At 46.9% G+C, this 21,242-nt stretch carries 12 protein-coding genes; all 12 read right to left on the bottom strand.

The features are described from left to right. Nucleotides 1-21: 21 nt before the first annotated feature. The 12 genes from AB4Z29_RS11385 to AB4Z29_RS11440 all read right to left on the bottom strand — a co-directional run bounded on the left by AB4Z29_RS11385 (nucleotide 22) and on the right by AB4Z29_RS11440 (nucleotide 21,220). Nucleotides 22-903 carry a carbohydrate ABC transporter permease gene (locus tag AB4Z29_RS11385; RefSeq protein WP_441943172.1) on the bottom strand — a complete coding sequence of 294 codons (882 nt, stop codon included), beginning with the start codon at nucleotides 901-903 and terminating at the stop codon, nucleotides 22-24. Between the two features lie 15 nt (nucleotides 904-918). Next, nucleotides 919-1,809: an ABC transporter permease gene (locus tag AB4Z29_RS11390; protein ID WP_441943173.1), complete on the bottom strand. Its 891-nt coding sequence runs from the start codon at nucleotides 1,807-1,809 to the stop codon at nucleotides 919-921. Nucleotides 1,810-1,894: 85 nt separating this feature from the next. Continuing rightward, nucleotides 1,895-3,577 (bottom strand): extracellular solute-binding protein, encoded by a 1,683-nt coding sequence (locus AB4Z29_RS11395; RefSeq protein ID WP_441943174.1) that lies wholly within the window; start codon nucleotides 3,575-3,577, stop codon nucleotides 1,895-1,897. 97 nt (nucleotides 3,578-3,674) lie between these two features. Then, entirely contained in the window at nucleotides 3,675-5,225 is a 1,551-nt protein-coding gene (locus AB4Z29_RS11400) for a response regulator transcription factor (RefSeq protein ID WP_441943175.1), read from the bottom strand. Between the two features lie 82 nt (nucleotides 5,226-5,307). Further along, entirely contained in the window at nucleotides 5,308-7,755 is a 2,448-nt protein-coding gene (locus tag AB4Z29_RS11405) for a glycoside hydrolase (protein WP_441943176.1), read from the bottom strand. Nucleotides 7,756-8,043: 288 nt separating this feature from the next. Next, a complete protein-coding gene (locus tag AB4Z29_RS11410; protein WP_441943177.1) occupies nucleotides 8,044-8,967 on the bottom strand; it encodes an ROK family protein in 924 nt (307 codons plus the stop codon). A gap of 12 nt (nucleotides 8,968-8,979) precedes the next feature. After that, nucleotides 8,980-10,725 (bottom strand): class I mannose-6-phosphate isomerase, encoded by a 1,746-nt coding sequence (locus tag AB4Z29_RS11415; RefSeq protein ID WP_441943178.1) that lies wholly within the window; start codon nucleotides 10,723-10,725, stop codon nucleotides 8,980-8,982. Between the two features lie 89 nt (nucleotides 10,726-10,814). Next, the gene (locus tag AB4Z29_RS11420; protein WP_441943179.1) at nucleotides 10,815-11,588 is read right to left on the bottom strand and encodes a DeoR/GlpR family DNA-binding transcription regulator; all 774 of its coding nucleotides are present in this window, start codon (nucleotides 11,586-11,588) and stop codon (nucleotides 10,815-10,817) included. A 225-nt stretch (nucleotides 11,589-11,813) separates the two neighbouring features. After that, nucleotides 11,814-12,029: a hypothetical protein gene (locus AB4Z29_RS11425; protein WP_441943180.1), complete on the bottom strand. Its 216-nt coding sequence runs from the start codon at nucleotides 12,027-12,029 to the stop codon at nucleotides 11,814-11,816. 65 nt (nucleotides 12,030-12,094) lie between these two features. Continuing rightward, nucleotides 12,095-12,730: a carbohydrate-binding domain-containing protein gene (locus AB4Z29_RS11430; protein WP_441943181.1), complete on the bottom strand. Its 636-nt coding sequence runs from the start codon at nucleotides 12,728-12,730 to the stop codon at nucleotides 12,095-12,097. A 415-nt stretch (nucleotides 12,731-13,145) separates the two neighbouring features. Continuing rightward, a complete protein-coding gene (locus AB4Z29_RS11435; RefSeq protein WP_441943182.1) occupies nucleotides 13,146-14,015 on the bottom strand; it encodes a YitT family protein in 870 nt (289 codons plus the stop codon). Nucleotides 14,016-14,239: 224 nt separating this feature from the next. Continuing rightward, nucleotides 14,240-21,220 (bottom strand): S-layer homology domain-containing protein, encoded by a 6,981-nt coding sequence (locus AB4Z29_RS11440; protein ID WP_441943183.1) that lies wholly within the window; start codon nucleotides 21,218-21,220, stop codon nucleotides 14,240-14,242. Nucleotides 21,221-21,242: the final 22 nt, after the last annotated feature.

Genomic DNA, 21,242 nt, shown 5'->3' on the forward strand with positions numbered 1-21,242 from the left:
ACAGGAAACTAGCAGCAGGTATTATTCTTTGACAGCGCCAAGTACGATTCCGCTGACAAAATATTTCTGCAAAAATGGATAAATGAGCATGATCGGAACCATGGACACCATGACCTTAGCTGCATTAAGCAGTTGACTCGACATATTCGACAAGCGTTTGATTTCTTCGGGATCTGTCGTATTCATGATCGAATTGACGCTGATAATCAATTGTTGAATGTAAGTCTGCAAAGGCCAATTTTCTTTATGCTGCATGAGAATCATACCATCGAAGAAGGAATTCCAATGCCCTACGATGGAAAATAAAGTAACGGTAGCAAGGGCAGGCGTAGAAACGGGAACGAAGATGAGAATCAGCGTCTTCCAAGGACCTGCACCATCGATATTGGCCGCATCCTCGAGCTCCTTAGGAATGCCTTTGAAGAAATTCATCAGCAGTATGACATTAAATACGGGAACGGCAGTTGGCAGCACGAGTGCCCATATGGAATCGAGCAGTCCGAAAGTATAGATTGTCATATACCACGGAATCAAGCCACCGCTGAATAGCATGCAGAAGACAATAAACCACATATAAATATTGCGTCCCGGGAAAAACTTATCGGACTTAGATAAAGGATATGCCATCAATATCGTAATGATAAAATTGATTGCTCCTCCAAGCAATACTCTCTTGACCGAAACGCCGAATGAAACGAAAAAGCCTCGGTCGCTAATCACGGATTTATAAGCATTCAAATTAAAATCTACCGGCCAAAAATATACCTCGCCAGACATCGCCGCTATTTTTCCGCTGAAGGAGATAGCAAGGGTATTCAGGACCGGAGCCATTGAAAGAAAGGCAATTAAGGCGAGGAATACATAGATCATCATATCAACGGCACGACTATTTCCTTTAACCATAGTTCATCACTCCTGTCAGAAAATACGATAGTTGGCAAATCGGGCTGCAAGTACGTACGAAATCGTAATCAACAAAAAACTAACCAAAGACTTGAGCAGTCCGACTGCTGTTGCCAGCCCATATTGAATCTCAAGCAAGCCGGCACGATAAACATAAGTATCAATAATATCGCCGGTTTGATAAACGATAGGATTGTATAGATTGAGAATTTGCTCAAAGCCGGCATTCAGCACATTGCCTAAGGCCAGCGTAGCCAGAAGAATAATCGTTGTCATTAAACTAGGGACCGTAATATGGCGAAGTCTTTGAAACCGAGTAGCGCCGTCGATGGCTGCCGCTTCATAAAGGTTCGTGTTAATTGATGTAAGTGCCGCAATGTAAATGATCGTATTAAATCCGAATTCCTTCCATACGTCACTGGAGACGATAATGGCGCGAAACCAGCTGTTGCTTTGCAAGAACATGATGGGGTCGCCACCGAACCATTTAATCATATGATTAATTAATCCGTCCAAGCTTAATAGATTGACAAGAACACCCGATAGAATAACCCATGACATGAAATGGGGCAAATAAACGATCGTCTGAATCGTCCGTTTGAATTTCACGTGATAAACCTCATGAAGCAGCAAGGCAAATCCAAAAGGAACGATAAGTCCTGCGACTATTTTCATCAAAGCGATCGTCAGCGTGTTCACAAAAATGAGCTTACTGTCCGGCAAGCTGAACATATACGTGAAATTATCCCATCCTACCCATTCCGAATGAAAAATTCCAAGTGTAGGTTGAAAATCTTGAAAAGCGATAGCGATTCCAAACATTGGAATCACACTGAATGCAATCAGTAATAAAATTCCCGGTAGCAGCATGACATGGTAATTCCAAATAAAAGATCGACTTCTCATAGCATCTCCACCTAAACATGGTATTAGTAAGAGGGGCATCCTTGCTTAGCTAGATGCCCCTCACTCAACGATTGTGATTACGACATTATTTACCTGCGACAGCCTCAGCAATTTCTTTGGTGATTTCGTCGCCGCCAATATTTTTCCACGTGGAAACGAATTTATCGAATTCATCGATCGGTGCAGTTCCCGTAATGATTTTTAAGAAGGTTTCATTCTCGAGTTTTTCCAGGTTTGCGCCTTTTTTGAGCATAGTAGCCGTTTTGCCGTAAAAAATCGGATCGATTTTCTTGATTTCTTTGGCGCCCGTCACAGCAGCACCTGTATAGAAAGCCAGAGAATCCGCATATGCAGGAAGATCTTTTTTCGGATCTTTGTTGTTTTTCAGTACGGAATTTACCCGTGGAATAATACGGGCAGGCAATCCAGCTGAAGTATTGTCTTTAATGGCTTGGTCATAAACCGGAATGTCCCGGGCAAGCGAATCCTGGTAATCAAGCTGCAGGTTCAGCGGGTAATTCTGCCAGCCTACGCCTAGATCCTTATAAAGCTCTTGCGAAGCCGGATCGATAAGACGGATGCCCTCGTATTCTACGTTCAGCATTTTGATAACCGCTTCCGGATTTTCAGCTTTTTTGTTCACGACCATGAACATGCCCGATGGAACCGAAGGCACGATGTTGCGATTTCCTTCTCCATCCAGAGGCACGGCCAGTGGTATCCAATCCGCGTTCGGATTCGTCTTCACCGCATCGGACAATGCCCAGCCCGCGAACCAAGGCGCGAATAGGATGCCCGCTCTGCCGCTGGATACGAGACCTGCGTTGTCTTCCCACTTGCGGGTGAGAAACTCTTTGTCGATAAGGTCTGCAGCATACATATCGCGTAGAACTTTAAGCGCTTCTTTGGTCTCCGGGGTTGTGGAGCCGTACACGATGTTGCCGCTGCTGTCCTTGAACCAGTTCTTCGGGTAGGAGTGATTTACGTTGAATACAGGATCAAAGGTAAAGAATCCTCCGTCGGTAACGACTGATTTTTCACCAAGCAAGCCTACAGTATCTGCCTTATTGTTGCCATCTGGATCTTGCTCCTTGAAGGCTTTCACAATGGCGGTTACTTCTTCCATCGATTTCGGAGGCGTAAGCTTCAGCTTATCCAGCCAATCTTTCCGAATCCAGAGCAACTGGTAGCTGCCATCGATATTCGTATTCGGCAGAGCTAGAAGCTTACCGTCAATTCTTCCCGTATTAAGCACTCTATCGTCGGTATAAGAACCGTAATATTCCTTAATTAATGGCGAGGCGTATTGATCGTACACGTCTGTTAGGTCAGCCAGCATCTTCGCTTGCGCCATACGCTTGAATTGCTGCTCGTCAACAATCATGACATCCGGCGTATTATTGCTGGCGATAGCCAATGTTACTTTTTGATTATATGCGTCCAGATCTTCCACCGAGAAATCATATTTGACCTTTACGTTTAATCGGTCTTCCACGTATTTCAGATATTGATTGCTTTCCAGCGTATCGCCTGTTGGCAAGTTATTGCCGGAAACGCCTTGTCTTCCAAGCGTGATGGTAACGGTTTCATTGTACTTCCCGAAAGGCTTATCCACTTCCGGCTCTGTATTTGTTTCTGTTTGCTGTGGCGTATTATTTCCTGCGTTTGTTGCATTTGAAGCATTGCCGTTATTGCCGCCGCTGCTGCATGCCGCTAACCCAAATACCGTAACTGCGCAAAGTAAAGCGAGTATTCTCTTTGTCTTCATGACCATCCTCCATTAATTCGTTCTATCTTGCTCCTCTATCATAGCAACAGCCCCTAGGTGGCTGATATCTCACATATTTGTGATATAGATCGATTTTTTACGAAGATGATTCTCTGAATTTTGCAGGAGTGACCCCATAGTAGTTCCGAAAGGTTTGAATAAAATAAGTAGAGCTTCTGTAGCCCAGCAGCGTATACATATCGACGATTTTCATATTCGATTCGGTGAGCAGCAAAGCCGCCTTCTCCATCCTGACTTGCGTGATGTACCGGATCAGGCTTTGGCCCGTTTCCTTCTTGAATAGATAGCTCAGATAGCTTGGCGTCAAATAAACTCGCTCTGCAATGCCTTCCAACGAGAGATCTTCACCGTATTCCTTTCCGATCAATTCCCTTATCGTCCGAATTAGCTTAAGATTAGAATCATCTTTCGCCTTCATTTCCGTACTTATTTCAATTTTATCGAAGATCGCAAACATAAAATCCTTCAAATCATGCAAAGAAACCGTTCGATAAATACTATCCAAATATACATTCATCTCGGTAAATTCAAGTTTGTTTTCCCTGGTTACTACTTTCTTCATGATTTCCGAGCATATAAATTTAGTGTACAGCGAGGAGAATTGACCTTTCGTCTTCAGATAAGAGAAAAGCAGCTCTAAGCTGTATTTTGCCACCTCAATATCGTTGTATTCCAAACACTGGTAAACCTTCTCCAATATTTGATTCAGCTCGATGTCATTGAAATTTGCTTGGGTGAATTGCTCGTCGGAGAACAGGATCGCTTGATCCTCCATAAAAAATCTAAATTCGAGCATCCGCTCCATTTCGGTGTACAAATCATGTACCTGATCCAGTCGGTCAACCGCTTTTCCTACGACAAGGCCGAGATTCTCGCTCAAGGCCTCCCTGGTCTTCTGTATGATCGTTTCTCCAAGCACTCTAAGCGTTTCTTTGTCGATGGGCCGGTGATGGTTGATGAATAAGACGCTTTGGTTCTCATCCATGTTCACGTAATCGAATTCATAGCTGATCACCTCTGATAACAGCGCTATAAAGGAATCATGGTGAATATCAAAAAACTTCCTGCCGCAATCGACAAGAATCAAATGGATCCATGTGTGGTTAGACTGATCCATCGATCGGTCAAGCTCACGTGAATTTACGGCATTCGACTTACCGTTCAAGGCATCCAGCAGCATTTTTTCCTTTTCGTAAACCAATCCCCGATTATACCCCTCCAGCAATTGATCCGTGCGCATGTTTTGCGCTGCTATCTCGTCGCAGGTTTCGATCGTCTGCTTCAAAACGGCAAGAAATTCTGTAACTTGAATCGGTTTGAGCAAATAATTTGAAATATTCGTGCGCAGCGCTCTTCTTGCATATTCGAACTCGTTAAAGGCACTATAAATAATGATTTCAATATTCGGATGCAGCTTGCTAACATGCTCCGCCAGCTCCAGCCCATCCATAAAAGGCATCTTAATATCCGTAATCAGAATATCGATCGGTTGATTATTAATGATTTCCAGCGCAACCTCGCCGTTCTCGGCCAATAGCGTCTCGAGATCCAGCTGATGCGTCTTTATTAGCTGCAGGATACCCTGTCTTTCGATACGCTCGTCATCAACAATCAGAATGCGATACACAGTAGATTTCCCTCCTGGATAAGAGCAAAAAAAGGGCATCTTTAATAAGATGCAGCCCTTTTTTTGGTCAATCGATTTATTTTTATTTTGCTCGAAACGCTACCGTTCCTGCATTTGCACTGTGACACAGCTGAATCGCTTTCTCCGCTGTATTCACGTCGCTTCCCCATTGCAGCATATAACGGAACTCGTAGAAGCCGCCTAATGTTGCCTTGAAATTCGTCTCCCAATAGTTCGTCAAAACCCATGCGTACAGCGTTTTCTTAGCATTCTCCGGTTGCTGGCCTTGAACGAGTCTTGGCCCATATTCCAAAGAACCGGTTTGCATAAGCGGCGTATCAGGAGTTGCAATCGATAATCCTCCTTGTGCCGAAACGAGAGCAAGTCCCTCTTGAATGCAATAGAAGTCCATGCCAGTACCCGGTATTTGATCGATGCCTGGTCTTACGAGCGCCCCAGCTTTTTCAAACCACAGATCTCCGTTCTCCGCTTTGACGAACGGAAGAGAGATATATACGTTCTCCGGGTCCCAGACACTGTCCTTGTGAATGCGTACGGAAACATCAACTCTCGGCTGTGCCAAATACACTTTGAGGAATAACGAATAATGGCTCATTCCCTGCACGTTGTATTTCAATTCGATGATGCTGTAAATCGGTCCGTCCGTTATGGCCTTCACACCTGTTAGTACACCGGTAGAACGCTGAACGTTCATGCCTTTTCGATTCCTTCCCATGGTTCTTCTCACGTTCATCTGATCGCCATGATCGCCGCGAGTCACTTCATAGACGGGCGTGAATGCTCCGCCAGGCTGCTCCTGATCGATGAGCTCTTTTCCTGTCTCTTTCTCGATCCATGAAACGATACCTTCGCCAGCTCTCCAAGCAATCCGCACATAGCGAGATTCAATGCTGTTCTCAGTAATATGCATCCGAGGCCTATCTTCCTGTACAGGAGGCAACAAATCTACGATATCATGGATGCGATCGGCTCCCCGCAAGCGGGTGCTGCTGGTCGTAATCGATGAAGCCTGCGCAGCGTCGCGGATATAAAATCTTTTTTCTTCCTTTGCGCTAAGCTTAACCATTATGGCAATTTGATATCCTCTGCTTACCTTCTCCTGCTGGTGAGGAATCACTTGTCCCGTTTGCTCGTCGACTACCTCGAAGCCTTTTCTGTAATAATCGGCTTCCCATTGCTCCTCAAGGTAGAAGAATGCCATATCTTCTACAGGATAATCGAAGGAATTGACCACTTTATAGGTGAATGCCCTGTTTGCTCGCAGCAGCACATCGCCTCGTCCCTCTAGAACATCGTCCAAAGAAACGTAAACCAGTCTGCTTGCATTTGCGGCGTAGGCTTCTTTTCTAACGGCGAGCTCCTGCACCATCATATGCCAAGGCTCCGATATCGAGGAGTGATAGCCCCAGGTATGCTCCGCATACATGATCAATTGCTGTTCGGCTTCAGCAATTCGTTCCGGTTTCACATAGCTCGCTTGCGGATCCAAACGTTTGACCACATCGAGCGTACGTTGAGCGTTTCTGAAAATTTGCGTATGCATAGCCGTGGAAGCAACGCCGTCGGACCACCAGTCCGGCCAATCGCCTCTATACACGGGAATGTCGACATCCTGCTCTTTCACAAGATCGAAGAAACGGTTCAACGTCGTCATTTGGATTTCCACGCGATTCCCATGCTTCTCGTTCCATTCCTGAATGAAGCTCATAATTCTCCCATTAGGAGCCGAGTTATCCCGAAGAAGTCCCATCACGTTAACCAAAATAAAATCATACGGATAATTTTCTTTCTCAAGCTGCTCAAGGTAACGAGAAATACGAGTTTCCGCATGCGTCCAGTGATCCTCAGCAATGCCCCACACCGGATTCTCATCCCGAATCGTGTAGGAGAGCGTTCCGTCCGGATTGATGCCCAGATCATTGCCCATCATATAATGCTCGCCGCTCCAAACTAATATTTTCTCGCCTTTTGGAGTTTCCCAGTAAAAGGGATACTGCTTGCGGCCGATCGCGAACATGCCGTGGTGTGTGTGAATGCAGGAAAGCAGATTCTCGATTCCCGCGTCTGCCAAAGCCTGCGCATATCCCCAGCTGTATCCGTTAATATCAGCCGTCATAGCTGATCTTACTTGTAAGCCCAGCGGATTCGCAAACTTCCCTGCTCTTGCCAGCATATTGCTCAGCAGCTCGAAATTGATCAATTCGGTCATATTCAAGTACGTGCCCGATAATTCGATATCTCCCCGCTTAAGTGCATCCACGAACGCTTTCTGTTCTTCTTCCGTCGCTTCTGTTAAGAACTTCTCGACGGCCCAGAAGGTTTCGCACGTCCATTTAAAACCTTTCCATTCTTTACGTTCCTCCGTATGAGAAGCACGGCATATTTCGATGGCTTGCCGAATGAAATCCACCTGATACTGCTCGATTTTTTCTTGCCTTTCTGTATAGCCGATATCGGTATGCGAATGATGAATCACATGAATTTTCCAATTCTTTTTAAAATTGTTCATAGGTTCGGTTCCTCCTTGGTTTCACTGCTTAACTCTGAGTGTATGACCATTATAGACAAGACGCGAAAACGAAGGATATATTACATTTTTTCGAAACATATCACTTTCTTCCGCGCTTGCGCTGCCTGCTTTTCGCTCGCGCTTTCCCACAATATTTATCCCGAATAAGCTACTATATTAGATGAACTAGACATGAGTATACTGTTAGCGCTGCGCGACCAAAGTCATTCGTTCAACTTATATAGGCTGTTTGTCCTTGCACATGCAAGCGCATCCATACTGACGCGTTTATTTGACGAATTCGTATATGCCTTTGAACGTGCTCTCAAGCGTATCCTCGCTGATCGCAACCCGGACATATATCCCCAGAGCCGCCAGTTTATCTTGAAAAGCCGGCACAAACAAATGGCCGCTCTTGGAAATCTGGCCCCCAAATACGACCAAATCCGGCTGATATGCATGCAGGGGCTCCTCTAGAATAACAGCCATTCGCTCGCCGAAACCTGCAAAAAGCTGGATAGATGCCGGGTCTCCCTCGTTTGCTAACGCAGCGAACTCATGAACATCCGTACCTTTCCCATCCATCCCGAGCTCTGACGCGAGTTCAAGCACGCCTCTTCTGGAAGCATAATCGTCCGCGATGCCTCTCTTATAGGGAATTGTGTACAGCCAGCCATTATCGGGCACGTCAAAGCGATCCTTCACAAGCTGCCCATTCTCAAGAAAACAAGAGCCAAGCCCTGTCCCAACAGTGAGGAATACCGTTCGTTTGGCTCCAAGCGCAGTCCCGGATCCGGCCTCACCGAGACCGAACAACGCGGCGTCGTTCTCAAAACGGATTCGAAAATCTGGAGCCAGCCTATGCTTCAAGGAAGCTTCCTCCCGAATGGCTTTCTCAAGCAGATTGCCGAAAGGAAGACCATACAGGGATTCGTATTTCGCCAAGCCTTGGATGCGGCTAATTCCATTCTCGTATTCGAAAGGACCGGGGAATGCCATTCCAATTCCTCCAATAAGCTTATCGGCAGAACCTGCTCTTAACAGCACATCCGAAGCGATCGCTACGAAGTGGGCGATGATCTCGCTAGCGCCTTGGTCCGAATGAGCTTCATATTGCGCGATGGATGGCTTAATAATGGAGCCACTGATAAGCGCTGCAGCTTTAATTTGCGTGCCACCGACGTCAAAGGCAAGAATGATGGAAGAATTCATATAATACCCCCTCTATACTCGGACGTATGCTTTAATGGTGCCAATGGTTTTCCCTACGCTCGGACCACTTGGCCGAATCGTATAAGCAGCGACATGAGCCGGAATAATGAAGGTTTCCGCATAATGTATAATGAATGGCTCGAAGGCGCCATTCGGGCTTTCGATTGTCGCTTCTTCGCCTTCGACCAAATTCAGCATATGAACGCTTCCGTTTGACTCGTGACTAACTGGAACTGAGAACCAATGCCGGCGTGTCTCGATGAACTCAAGCGCATGAAGCCCGGTCCTCTCTTCGATCCAACCTTGTCCTTCCGCAATGTGTTCTACCCTACCGACGCATTCCGACGTTGTCCATTTGGTATCCCGGTCCCATTGAATAACCTTGCTCCCATGCTCTACATGAACGGGCCGAGGCTTGCCGTCAAGTCCGAGGCGTTCCCAATCCCACAGCTTGAAGGTGAAAATATACGGAGTCGCGCTGATCTCCAGCACCATGCAGCCCGCTCCCGAACAATGGACGGTTCCCGCCGGAATCAAAAAATGATCATGCTTGACAGCTGGATAAACATTGATGTAATCATTCGCCGGGAAGCTGAATCCGCCTTCCTGCGCCTTGTTCAGATCAGCAATCATGGCTGTCGAATCGATGCCTTCCTTCAGACCAAGATACACCTCTGCGCCTGGCGTCGCCTCGAGAATGTAATAGCTTTCATCCTGTGTGTACGGCATCCCGAAATGTTCCTTGATATACTCATTGGTCGGGTGGACTTGCAAGCTCAAGCTTTGCCCGCCAATGGTGTCCAGAAAGTCGAAGCGAATCGGGAATTCGGCACCGAACCTCTCGAATACTTTCTCTCCCAGCAGCTTAATCGATTCAAAGAACACGAGATTGATAGCGGGAAGCTCAATCCTGACCGGTCCATATTGGAAATAGAGACTATTCTCCTCCGGCACTCCGTCGAAGCCCCACGCATAAGGATGCTCTCGTTTTGGCAAGTCGATATTCGCTTCAAGCCATGTGCCTCCCCATACGCCGGGATCAAAATAAGGGACGAGACGGAACGGACGATTCGCCGTTTGCTCAAGCCCTGCGAACAATGCGCTCTTCGATACCATCTTAGGATCGTCTTTCGTATTCGTATCCAGGTAGTAATCTATACGGCCTAGTAATGTTTTCTTCAAATTGTCAGCCATTCGCCATTCGAAGAAGAAGCCGCGTTTGTAGCGGCGGAGCATATCCTCTTCCGGGTGGCTCGTTCTCCAATTTCCGATTTCCTTGGAACGAAGACGAAGCTGGATTTCCCAACGCGCCATGTCTGCATAGATAAGAACGTCGCCTGCCGCAATAAGAGAAGCGCCGAATCCGATAACAACGATAATACCGGCGGATATCGCTTCAATCTGACTTTGGAGGGACACGATTTTAGCTTGATCATAAAATTCATTGATTTGAAAGGAGGTCATAAATCCGAATACACGATCGTTTGTCATAAATCCGTCTACGATGCGATCAACTTCTATAGGGTCGAATGCCGCTTCTTCGGCTCGTATGATCGCAGCCGGGTTCAAAAAAGAAGAAATCCCCGTTAGAATTTCCTCTTGCCTGACGCCGGGATAACATTCGATAACGACAACCGTTTTCTTGCTGACACTCGCTTTATCAAATATCGTTGATCCAATTGCCTGATATCCGGTCCAGGCTTCATGCTCCCAGTTTTGAATAGTGGTGGAAGGTTCTCTGTTATAAGCTAATTCCATGTCAAATTCACAGCTCCCTTATGTTAATTTATCATAATATATCATAAACTAACACAAATGAACATACAAAAAAGGAACGAATTGAATGTTTAAACAATATGAAGCTCAACGCCGCTTGCTTCGATAATCCGTCTGTCTTCTTCCCGCATTCCGTTATCGGTCACAAACACATCGATATCGGACAGCTGCGCTACCGTTGAGAAGTATCGGTTGCCAACCTTGGATGAATCCAAGAGCATAACCACCTTTTTGGCGGAGCTAATCATCGCTTTCTTCACCTGCGTATCGAGCAGGTTTGGATCCGTAAACCCATACTCAGGCGAATAGCCCAGTGCGGATAGAAACAACGTATTCGCATGGTAATCTGCAAAAAATTGTTCCGCCACCGGCCCGACAAATGTACCCGACACTTCCCTCAGCAGCCCGCCGCAGCAAATGATCGCATGTCTCTCCGAGACATGYGGGCGAAACCGGCTTAACGTTTCCAGCCCATTGGTCAGCACGGTCAACTGCCCGAAGGAATCCAGCAGATCCGCAATCCGGGATACCGTCGTTCCGTTCTCCAGAATGAGAACATCCTCTTCATGGATGAAATGCTCGGCTGCGAAGGCCGCCAACCGCTCTTTAATATCTTGGTTATTGGCTTGCTTGGAAGCCAGATCCGGTTCTTGAGCCAGCTTTGAGTCTTGGTATATGACTCCCCCATGGGAACGCTGCACATGATTTTCTTGCTCCAGAGCGTTCAAGTCTCGACGAATGGTCATTTCAGAAACGCCAAAATGATCGCTAAGCTCTTTCATGGTAGCTGCGCCTCGTTCGGATAGATAAGTCAATATAGCTTGTTTGCGTTGTAATGGCAGCATTCGTTCACCTCTTTTTTTCACTCATTTTAACACAAATGATCAAATTCGATCAAATAATTTCCGAGTTCATTTAGGATTACAAAGCAGTATCAAACACAGCTCAAAAACACCCGAGAGATCCTCATTATCGAGGGATCTCCCAGGCGCTTCATAGCATGATGACAATACATTAAGGGGAAAGGACGGCCAGCTGAAACAGGGTTGGCGTTTTCTTTGAATCCTGAACTATTGGCGCACTCCTCTACCGCCGCCTGCTCCTCCTCCACCCCCGCGTGATTGCGTGATTTGAGTGATTTTTTCTCCATTAACCGTGACATTGCCGCCATTCAATTGAACTGTGCCATCCGCGTCAAAGGCGGAAGCTGCTTCTACATTAATGGTTCCTCCGTTAACATAAATATCACCGTTTGAATCAAATGCATCCGTATCACCGCTAGCCATACTTACCTCAATCGTACCGCCATTGACCTCAATGGCTACCTCAGAATTGACTTTTGGTGTGGCGTTTAGGCCATCATCATTCGCATAATTTTCAGATCATCCTTTGAAGAGATACCGTTCCCTTGATTCGATATTACTTCTAAAGTTCCAGTCCCATTCAGGGTCAAATCTGCTTTCGAGAAAATGACCGCATCCGAATTAGTCTCACCATCCGCCACATAGCTTCCAAAAACCTCCATGTAGTTCTCGCTGACAGTAGATGTAACGAATACTTTATCCGCTGCTTTTACATAAATGGCAGGTGAATCTTCATTGGTTATACTAACGCCATCAAGGACGATTTGAACTTTTGCATCCTCGGCAGCAGCAACCACTAGCGTCACATGTTCCACCTCACCACTAAAGACATAAACACCTTCCTTATTGAGTGTCACATCTTGATTGCTTTCCAAATTCATTTGTGTTGCTGCTGCAAGATCCGCCGACTGTTCTAAATCCCGATCACTGAACATTTCCGATGTGTCTAGAACGGAAGCAGTCACTGCAGACGTTGCGCTTGGCGACACGGTCGAACTTGCTGTTTGAGTAATTGCAGGAGCCTCCTCGGTGCCGACTTGTGCCTTTGAGCATCCCACGACGGATACGGTAAGTAATGCGGCCAAAGTAATGGCGCTAATGCTTTTTAACTTGTTGGTTTTCATAAATTAACACTCCTCATATAATCAGTAGCAAACTTTTGTTTATTATTCAAAAAGCAGTATCGCTTCATGACTTGTTTAAATCATAATTCAGATAACATAAACCAAACTTAACTAACGGATCCTCTCCTAATGTTTTCTTTAACGATTAAAGTCAGACCAAAACAATAAAACTCCCTCAAACTTATTCGTCTGAGGGAGTTAAATTTGAATAGTGAAGATCTGAACCGAGTCGATATCGCTAAAATAAATTTCCAGGATAATTAGTTCAAAGGTTCCCTGAATGGCTAGCCTAAGCAAATAACAAAAACCACGCCCATAAATGGCGTGGTTTTTGTTTTTTAGAGCCAAGTAGATGTGATTTGCAATAGAGCGTCTATCCAGCTTGGGGAAGTCCGAAATTAGGAGCTGTAATCTTTTAGTGAATGTCCTTCTTCTTAAAGCTGCCTCCCTTTACTTCTGCAACTTCATACACCATGATGAAAGCATTTTCGTCAATCTCACGAATGATTTCTTTCATTTTCCGTTCTTCCAACCGGTTAATAACGCATGTAATTTCTTTGAAATGTTCATTCGAATATCCGCCTTGCACCACACTATACGTAGCGCCTCTACCCAAGCGATCGCGAATAGTGTCAATCATGACTTCAGGATGTTTGGTAATGATTTTGAACGTTTTAGCTCCGCTCAAGCCTTCCTCGACGATGTGTATCACCTTGGAAGCTATAAAATAAGCAATACCCGATAATATAGCACCCTGCAAACCAAATACGGTCGAGACGACAATAAAAACGAATACATTTAGGAATAAGATAAGATCGCTTGTGCCGAAAGGAAGCTTCCGGGAAAGCAATACCGCCAACATATCAATGCCATCCAACGCGCCGCCGTTCCGAAGAGCAAGACCCATTCCCAAACCGATAATGATGCCTCCCACAACGGTGACGAGGAGCGTATCTCCTTCTACGATCGGATTAATATGATGCATGACGACGGTTCCCACCGCCAGCGAAGCAATACCAATCACAGAATATATCGCGAAGCTCTTTCCGATCTGTTTATACCCTAAATATACGAACGGTATATTTAGAATTGCAATGAGAAGTCCCAAGGGCCACCCGAATAACTTCGACCCTACGATGCTAATGCCCGTCACGCCACCGTCGGATACGTTGTTCGGAATTAATACGGCCTCAAGGCCGTAGGCTGTAATAAAAGCGCCGATGACAACAATGAGTCCTCGCAGCATCGCACTCAGTACTACGGTCTTTTTATTCTCTTTCTTCATTTTAAACCTCATTTCCTAGTTTCATCACTTAAACTTCACTAAATGTAAATATTTTTCACATTAAAATTCTAAATATCTATTAGCTTAAAGTCAACTAAATATTCCCTGATTCTGGTGTGATAATGTCAAACGGGGCTATGTGATTTTTGGGGGATGGACAGCAGAAGGCACAATATAGAAGCAATCGCCTCTATATTGTGCCTTTTAAGTTTACCACCAATAAATTAGTTTAGATCTAGCAATCGCAAGATGACTACGAGCGCTTCCGCACGTGTTGCTGCGTCATTTGGTGCAAAGCTGTTGTTGCTGCGTCCTGTGATAAGACCTAGCTCACTCAATGCGTTGACTGCTCCTTTGCCCCATGCCGGAATTGTCGAATCATCGGTGAAGCCTGTTTGATCAACTGTTGAGCTAGCAAGCTCTAATACTCTCGCCAGTATGACAATCATTTCTGTTCGAGTAATGACTTGATTCGGTCGGAAGCTGCCATCGGTATAGCCGGTAATCACACCGAGCTTAACGCCTTGAGTAATCGCATCCTTCGCCCATTCGCCGATTTTGTCATTATCCGTGAATGCCAGTTCATCTTGCGGGTCTTGCCACTTGAAGGCATTTGCCAACATCTGCATAAATTGCGCACGAGTTGTCGGCTCAGCAGGCTTGAACGTGCCGTCCGGGTATCCTTGTACGATGCCCAGTGCTGCGGCGCGCTTAATTGCGGATGTTGCCCAGTGTGTTTCTGGAACATCGATAAACTCGATTTGTGGCTGCTCCGGCTCGACTGGTTTTTCTGGCACTTCTGGATTTACAGGTTTATCAGGTCCCACAGGTGGAATGTACGTCAGTGTTGTTACTGCAACTGTCGGACCATTGCTCCAATTGTTTGCTGCGTCACCCGCTTCGAGCTTAAAGGTGTAGCTCGTACTTGACTGTAAACCGCTTATCACTGTGCTCGTCGCATTTCCATTAATGACATCATGCGTTTTCACTTCGGTTCCTTCTACCCATGTCACCTTGTAACCCGTAACAGCTACATTATCCGTAACAGCATCGGCATTCCAAGTTAAAGTGACACTAGTTAAACCCGTCTGCGCTGATACGGTGCTGCCTGCATTCCATGTAGGCGCTACTGTGTCCCCATCAGTTGGATCTAACGGATTGCTTATAATGACCGTTAATGAATCACTCGCGTTGTAAGTTGAAGTTTCCTTCATTCTCACATAATAGGTTCCGGCATCAAGCTCAGTAACCTCTACACCTGCGATGGCAGTCCAGTCGCTCAAATCAGCCCCCTGCTTCTGGTATTCCATCGCGGAATCCACGCCTATGATTTTCCCATCCCTAGCGCCAATTACGCTGACATTGACACCTTTGACCACTGTACCTAACGGAGGATTCTGTTCCTGCTTAGACCCGTCAGGAACGATAACGATGATCACTGGACTCGGATTTGCGATATCTGTCTCCGCATACCTGATTTCATAACGGCCAGCTTCAAGGTTGTCAATGCTGCTTCCGCTAACCGCAGTATATGCACCGCCATCTGCCTTCCGATATTCCATATCGGCAGTCACGTTTTCGATCTTCCCGTCGCTTCCGCCTGCTATTGTAACTGGAGTAACGACCAGCTCATTCGCATCTGGCGCATCCTGATCCTCCTTGGCTTCATTACGAATCTCAACAGTTACCGGCTGGCTGGCATGCAGCTCATCTGTCGCTGCATATCGGATTTGATAGCTGCCGGGCTCCAGATTTTCAATACTAGCGCCGTTGACGCGCACGTAGTTCTCATCGCCCAGCTTCCGGTATTCCATCGTGTCGCGGACGCCATCTATCTTTCCGTTTGTTTGGGTATCGGAATTAGCATGCGTAATCGTCCATTCGCTTGTTTCCGGCGCTGATTGATCCTGTTTCTGTCCTTCCGGAATGACAACTTCCTTATCCGGGCTGGCATTCAGAGAGGCGGTTTTCATATACCGGACAAAATAGTTCCCGGCGCTCAGACCTGTAATTTCAACGCCAGTAATTGCGGTATACTCTTCCACTCCTTCCTTCCGGTACTCCATTGCTGATGTCACGCTTATAATCTTGCCGTCGTTGCCATTTACAGTTGTCGGCGCAACCGCTGTAGGTGTTGTCGGTGCTTCCTGCTCCTGATTGGAATCCGACTTAAGCACTTCCCATTCCCATAAGCCTACGCCAACTCCGCTTCCCGCTGATTGCTTTGTCATCGTAACGCGCAGCGCTTTCACTTTCAGCGACGCATTGAAATCAACAAGATTGGAGGAGCCCACCGGTGTATGATTCACCAAGGTGATGCCTTCGGTAATGGATTTCGCCGTCAACCATTCATTTGTAGCGCTATCCATTGGAATGTAGGAATACTCGTACTTTGTAGGTGCCAATATGCCGCCTGCATCTGACCATAGCACCAAGTTAGAGCTATTGATTGTGACGCCCTGCGGCCAATCATATTGCACCCATTCCGCTGCTCCTGCATTCCCCCACGTCCCCCAATGCGGGATGCTCGCTTCTGCTTTTCTTCCGTCATTAACGGAAGCTAGATTCTCCCAAGGAGAGGTGTAACTGGCGGATACGCGAGCCAAGAACGCCATATTGTTATCGCGCGGACGGAGCAGCTGCAGATCTGTCAGCAGCTTATCGAGCGCCTGGGCGACTTCCTCTTCTGTCGCATCCATTTTTTGAATGACGGCTGCCGCATTCGCCTTTGCCGCATCAATTGGCGAGAGACCTAGATCGATAAAATTAGAAGGATTCAAGGCATTGACATAGTTATTAACACTGATCAGTTCCGACTTGTCTACCGTTCCCGTATAGCCGTTTACCTTCCATTCCAGAATACCGCTTCCGTTTGCAGTAGGCCTCATGTCTATACGGACGCCTGTAATATAGGCAGGCTCGAAAGTGGTTGTGTTGTACTTGTCCAGTTCATTTCCAAGTCCGTTAATAGCTCTTGGCGTATACCATATTCCATGCTCATCGCGAAGCTTGAGCTGCATATCCTTGGGACGGAAGTTTCCTCCGCCGTCTTGGAAGACGTATACATCCATCGAAGAGGCAAGGAGTGGTTGAACCCATTCATATGTGATCCATGCCGGATCTCCTTCTCTTCCCCAGTTGTGCCAAGCGCTGTTCGGAGCCGTGCGAGAAGGCGAGAAATCTCTTGAATTTCTTGGTTCAACGCCGTTATTCATCGCCTCGGGATACCCGTCACCACCGGAGAAACTGGCAGAGGCTTTTGCTGTCAGCGCAGCATTCTGAAGCGGCACGCTCACGACATATACCGTAGCCTGTACCTCCAAATCGCTGTCGATCACTTTGCCGCTTGCTTCGAAGCTGCCGATTGTCTCATAGCTGCCTGGATCGATATCATTCCATGCAATTGCGCTCTCCTTATATCCGTCATCGTACAAAATCTTCATATTTGGGGGAAGCGACGGAGCCGTTCCCTTCCGTGTTACGGTATTGATTGCCCGGTAGGCATCTTCGGTATCTGCTTCAATCACGATCGTTACATCCTTGCTTGCCGTCTTGCCTTCGTCGGCAGCAGTAAGCGTGAATACATAGGTGCCCGCCTTGCTTACGCGCGCATATGCGGTCGCTTTGTCTCCTGCGACAATCGCGATATCGCCTGCGCCATTCGGCTTCTCCTTGACGGTCCATGCGTACGCCATGTCGGGCTCAAATTCCGCGCTGTGGATCGGATCCGGGATTGCCGTACCGGATAAAATCACAATGCTTTCATTCGTAACGTCTTGAGCGGCAGTCACTTCGCTAATCTGCGGAGGCTGTTTTTCCGGTGGAGCGGCCAACTGGAATGTCAGATCGTCAGAACCGCTCGTCTGCCCGTCATTAGCGGAGAGTCTGACTGTATAGGAGCCTTCCTTTGTACCGACAGCCTGTGTAATGCTAGCCTTTGGATAGACAAAGCTTAGCTTGCCGCCTTGCGGTGTGCTGATCACTTCCCACTGGTAAGTCAGCGTTCCGTCCGGCGCGCCATCGTCGCTCACAATACCGTTCAACATAAACGGAATCAGCGCCTGCGGGTTTTGCGTTGCCGTCTCTGCCGCAACCTGCGGAGCTTCATTTTCGCCCGTACTTAGCTTTTCGATGGTCAACTGAGCTGTCTCGTCGCTGTTCATTTGGAACCTAGCAAGTCCTTTATTGTTTCTTACATAGAACTGCCCAGCAGCTTCATTATTCAACTTAATGGCATAATAGCCATTTTCCAATCCTGCTCCGTCTATAGCAATTCTCGAAGCGTGTGCTTTTTTATCGAGATTCGCGAGTGTCAATTGGAATAGACTGCCGTCCTTTTGGATTTCGGCGCTTACCATTTTTTCATTTTGAGAGACCAAATATATTTTTTCGTCGATTAAGTTAATGCGCTTGCCGAATCCGTCCTTCGGGGTAATCTCGTAGCTGCTGCCTTTGTCGGCAACCAATGCTCCATACCCGAAAAGTCCAAATACCGGATCTGTTACAATGTCCGAGCTGATACTTAGCAGGGAGCCGTAAATGCCCTCGTCGGCTTCGCCGGAAAAATCGTTCCAGCCGTTGTTCATCACGCGGGTACCGCCATCGTACACGTCTTTGGTACCGGTTCCACCTTTGTACATGGAATATCTCCAAGAGGTGCTGCCTACAGACTGTGCAGAAATCTGTCCCATGTTAATCGCGTTAAAGTTCGATATCTTGGCCGCATAGTTGCGCTGCTGTGCGATCGCGGTCTGAGCAGCGGATCTGCCGTCATCCTGATAACGAATCCAGTCATCCATAATATAGCCTGCCAATGACGTCGTATATTGGAAGTTCCACCAGCCCTCGCCGCCGCGAAATACCGGTACAGAGTAATGGTACCAGGTTGGCTGAATGCCGCGCATGGCGCGAGTCTTCCAGTCGGCCATTTCCATGCTTTTCTTAGCCGCGACTGCCTGTGCGTCCTGAGGGTAGTAGGTGAGCAGCGCCTTGGCAGCTGCATAGGCTCCTTCTTCGCCGGTATTGTCATATTCAAATTCCGAGCCGTAAGGATAAGCAGCGAATGTCATGCTTCGTCCTTTGTCTAGGGCGAACTTTTTCCTGAGATTGTCAAACTCGGTTTGCATTCCCTCTTCTTTCAAAGCTTCGATCATATCAGGGATCTGCTGTTCGCCATAGTATCCGATTGCGCCGCTGGAAATTCGGTTATTGTAAATGCCATAAGCCTTCTCCAGATAATACTGCGGCGACTCGCGGTACTCGATCAGATGAGGATACGCCTTTTGGATCCGATACATGTTGAAAAAGCCGGTGGCTGCCATGATTTCGGAAAACTCACGTGTGTAAGGCTTATCTTTATCCGTGAACGAGCCAGAATCTCTAAGCCAATTCGCAACAATAAAGCTGTCCTGCGTATGCTTCATAAAGCGTTCCCACATAAAATCAATGAGGTAATTTTCTATCGATTCAATCTCTTCAGGACTTGGATCCAAAAAGTTCTTCATGGTTATGGAGTTGATATTATCATGACCCCAGTCATCTCCCCAATGGTTGATGTTGGTGTCGAGCCCATCCTTCAGATACCAGTCAAAGTAGTTGCCGTAGGTAGGACTTTGCGGGTCCTTGTCCTGCGTCTTCTCTACCATAAATTCAGTGTGGGTGCTCATCGTTTCGTCAAGCTCGGCCATTACATTGAATTCATATTGCGTAAATTTATTGACCCATTCATCGCCAACCTTCAACTCATACTCCACACGGACGCTGTTATTGCCCAGATCGTCAAATTGGAGTGAATAGATATGGTGCTGTTCGCCGTCTACAACCTTGGTCTCCAAAAATTGATAAGCCTCGGTGTATCCCGGGTTCCCGTCAGCAAGCCCACGGCCTGTGCGAGAGTTATTAACCATCTCACCTCTCTGCTTGCCAGGCTTGATATTCGGAATATGCGCTTCATCATAAGGATCATTCTCGTGAACGGATTGAATATCAATCGACGTTACTTTAATTTTGCTGTCATCATAGTGCAGAGCCAGCTTGGTCGGCATATTAATGGCCGTCTGGAAGCCAGGCACCGCTACGGCGTCTACCATGCCAGATTGGTACAAAATGGAGCGAAGGTTTTTCTCGCGCTCTTCCACGGAAGTGGAAGCGTTGTTAGGGCTTTGGGCACTATCCTGCGGCGCGTTGTCACCTCCGCGTACTGCGGAAAATTTAAACTGATAGGTTTTTTCCTCATCCGGACCCAAAACTAGGCTGGAGGCATCGGTAAAATATCCGCGGCCCGTTTTCTGTATATCCTTGGAGTGGATATAGAGCACGTTCAGCCCAGGAAACCAGCCGCCGCTGTCGCCGGTCCAGTTGGTGAAGGTTTGTCCAGCACGCAGTTCGCCTTCCTCCTGCATCCAGTAATCGACATATTCAATGCGCGCTCCAGTTTCCGTTACCGGGGTAAACAGCATGAAGTTTCCTTCACCGCTGGTCCGGATGGCATAGGAGTACCCGCTGTCAGCCCCGGCAAAGTTATGCACGGTTAAACGATTGTCATACGTATCGGATACCGATCGGTATTTATTATTCCAAGGCATCGGCAAGCCGATATCGCCGAATTCCATGTATTTGCCGCTTTTGTTTTTCAAGGTTATTTCCCATAGCATGGAACCGTCTTCCGTCTCCATGTCGAACACTGACTTCACGTCAAAACCCTTCATCGCCCGATTCGTTGTGGAGCCCAGATCCTGGCCGATAAAGTTGACTTCTACTTTCTTACCCTCCGTAGAAACCGTTCTCTCGAAATATTGGTTATCAGGATTAATATTGGAATAGGTTGTTGATCCGCCAGCTGCAAGCGTTTTGTTTGTATCCACTTCTACAAAGCCATCCCTGCTTACAGGGAATTGTTCGGTATCGCCGGTGCGGTAAGAAAAAAGCATCTCGCCCATCCATTGATGCTGGACGTTGTTCTGCGGAGACGTATTGTTAGGCAAAACAAAATTGATAGGAGCCCCGTTTCGATTTACAGGATTGTTTTTAATAAACAGCTCTTCAATCTGTCCCAAATCGCCAATTTTCGCAGAAAGGCTGGCATTGGATATATCGTCCGCTGCTGCAGCCAGCTTAGTTAAATCGCTCGAATTAAGCTGCAAAATCTGAAATATCAACATAAATGCGATCGTCATCGACACAAGCCTTTTTGTAATCGTTTTCATAGAAACCTCCTGATGGCTTAGT

The sequence above is a fragment of the Paenibacillus sp. 2TAB23 genome (assembly GCF_052115165.1).
Taxonomy (GTDB): Bacteria; Bacillota; Bacilli; order Paenibacillales; family Paenibacillaceae; genus Pristimantibacillus.

Coding starts and splice junctions, on each gene's coding strand:
- AB4Z29_RS11405 (WP_441943176.1), bottom strand. CDS start 7,755: ATGAACAATTTTAAAAAGAATTGGAAAATTCATGTGATTCATCATTCG.
- AB4Z29_RS11415 (WP_441943178.1), bottom strand. CDS start 10,725: ATGGAATTAGCTTATAACAGAGAACCTTCCACCACTATTCAAAACTGG.
- AB4Z29_RS11395 (WP_441943174.1), bottom strand. CDS start 3,577: ATGAAGACAAAGAGAATACTCGCTTTACTTTGCGCAGTTACGGTATTT.
- AB4Z29_RS11425 (WP_441943180.1), bottom strand. CDS start 12,029: ATGGCTAGCGGTGATACGGATGCATTTGATTCAAACGGTGATATTTAT.
- AB4Z29_RS11390 (WP_441943173.1), bottom strand. CDS start 1,809: ATGAGAAGTCGATCTTTTATTTGGAATTACCATGTCATGCTGCTACCG.
- AB4Z29_RS11430 (WP_441943181.1), bottom strand. CDS start 12,730: ATGAAAACCAACAAGTTAAAAAGCATTAGCGCCATTACTTTGGCCGCA.
- AB4Z29_RS11410 (WP_441943177.1), bottom strand. CDS start 8,967: ATGAATTCTTCCATCATTCTTGCCTTTGACGTCGGTGGCACGCAAATT.
- AB4Z29_RS11385 (WP_441943172.1), bottom strand. CDS start 903: ATGGTTAAAGGAAATAGTCGTGCCGTTGATATGATGATCTATGTATTC.
- AB4Z29_RS11440 (WP_441943183.1), bottom strand. CDS start 21,220: ATGAAAACGATTACAAAAAGGCTTGTGTCGATGACGATCGCATTTATG.
- AB4Z29_RS11435 (WP_441943182.1), bottom strand. CDS start 14,015: ATGAAGAAAGAGAATAAAAAGACCGTAGTACTGAGTGCGATGCTGCGA.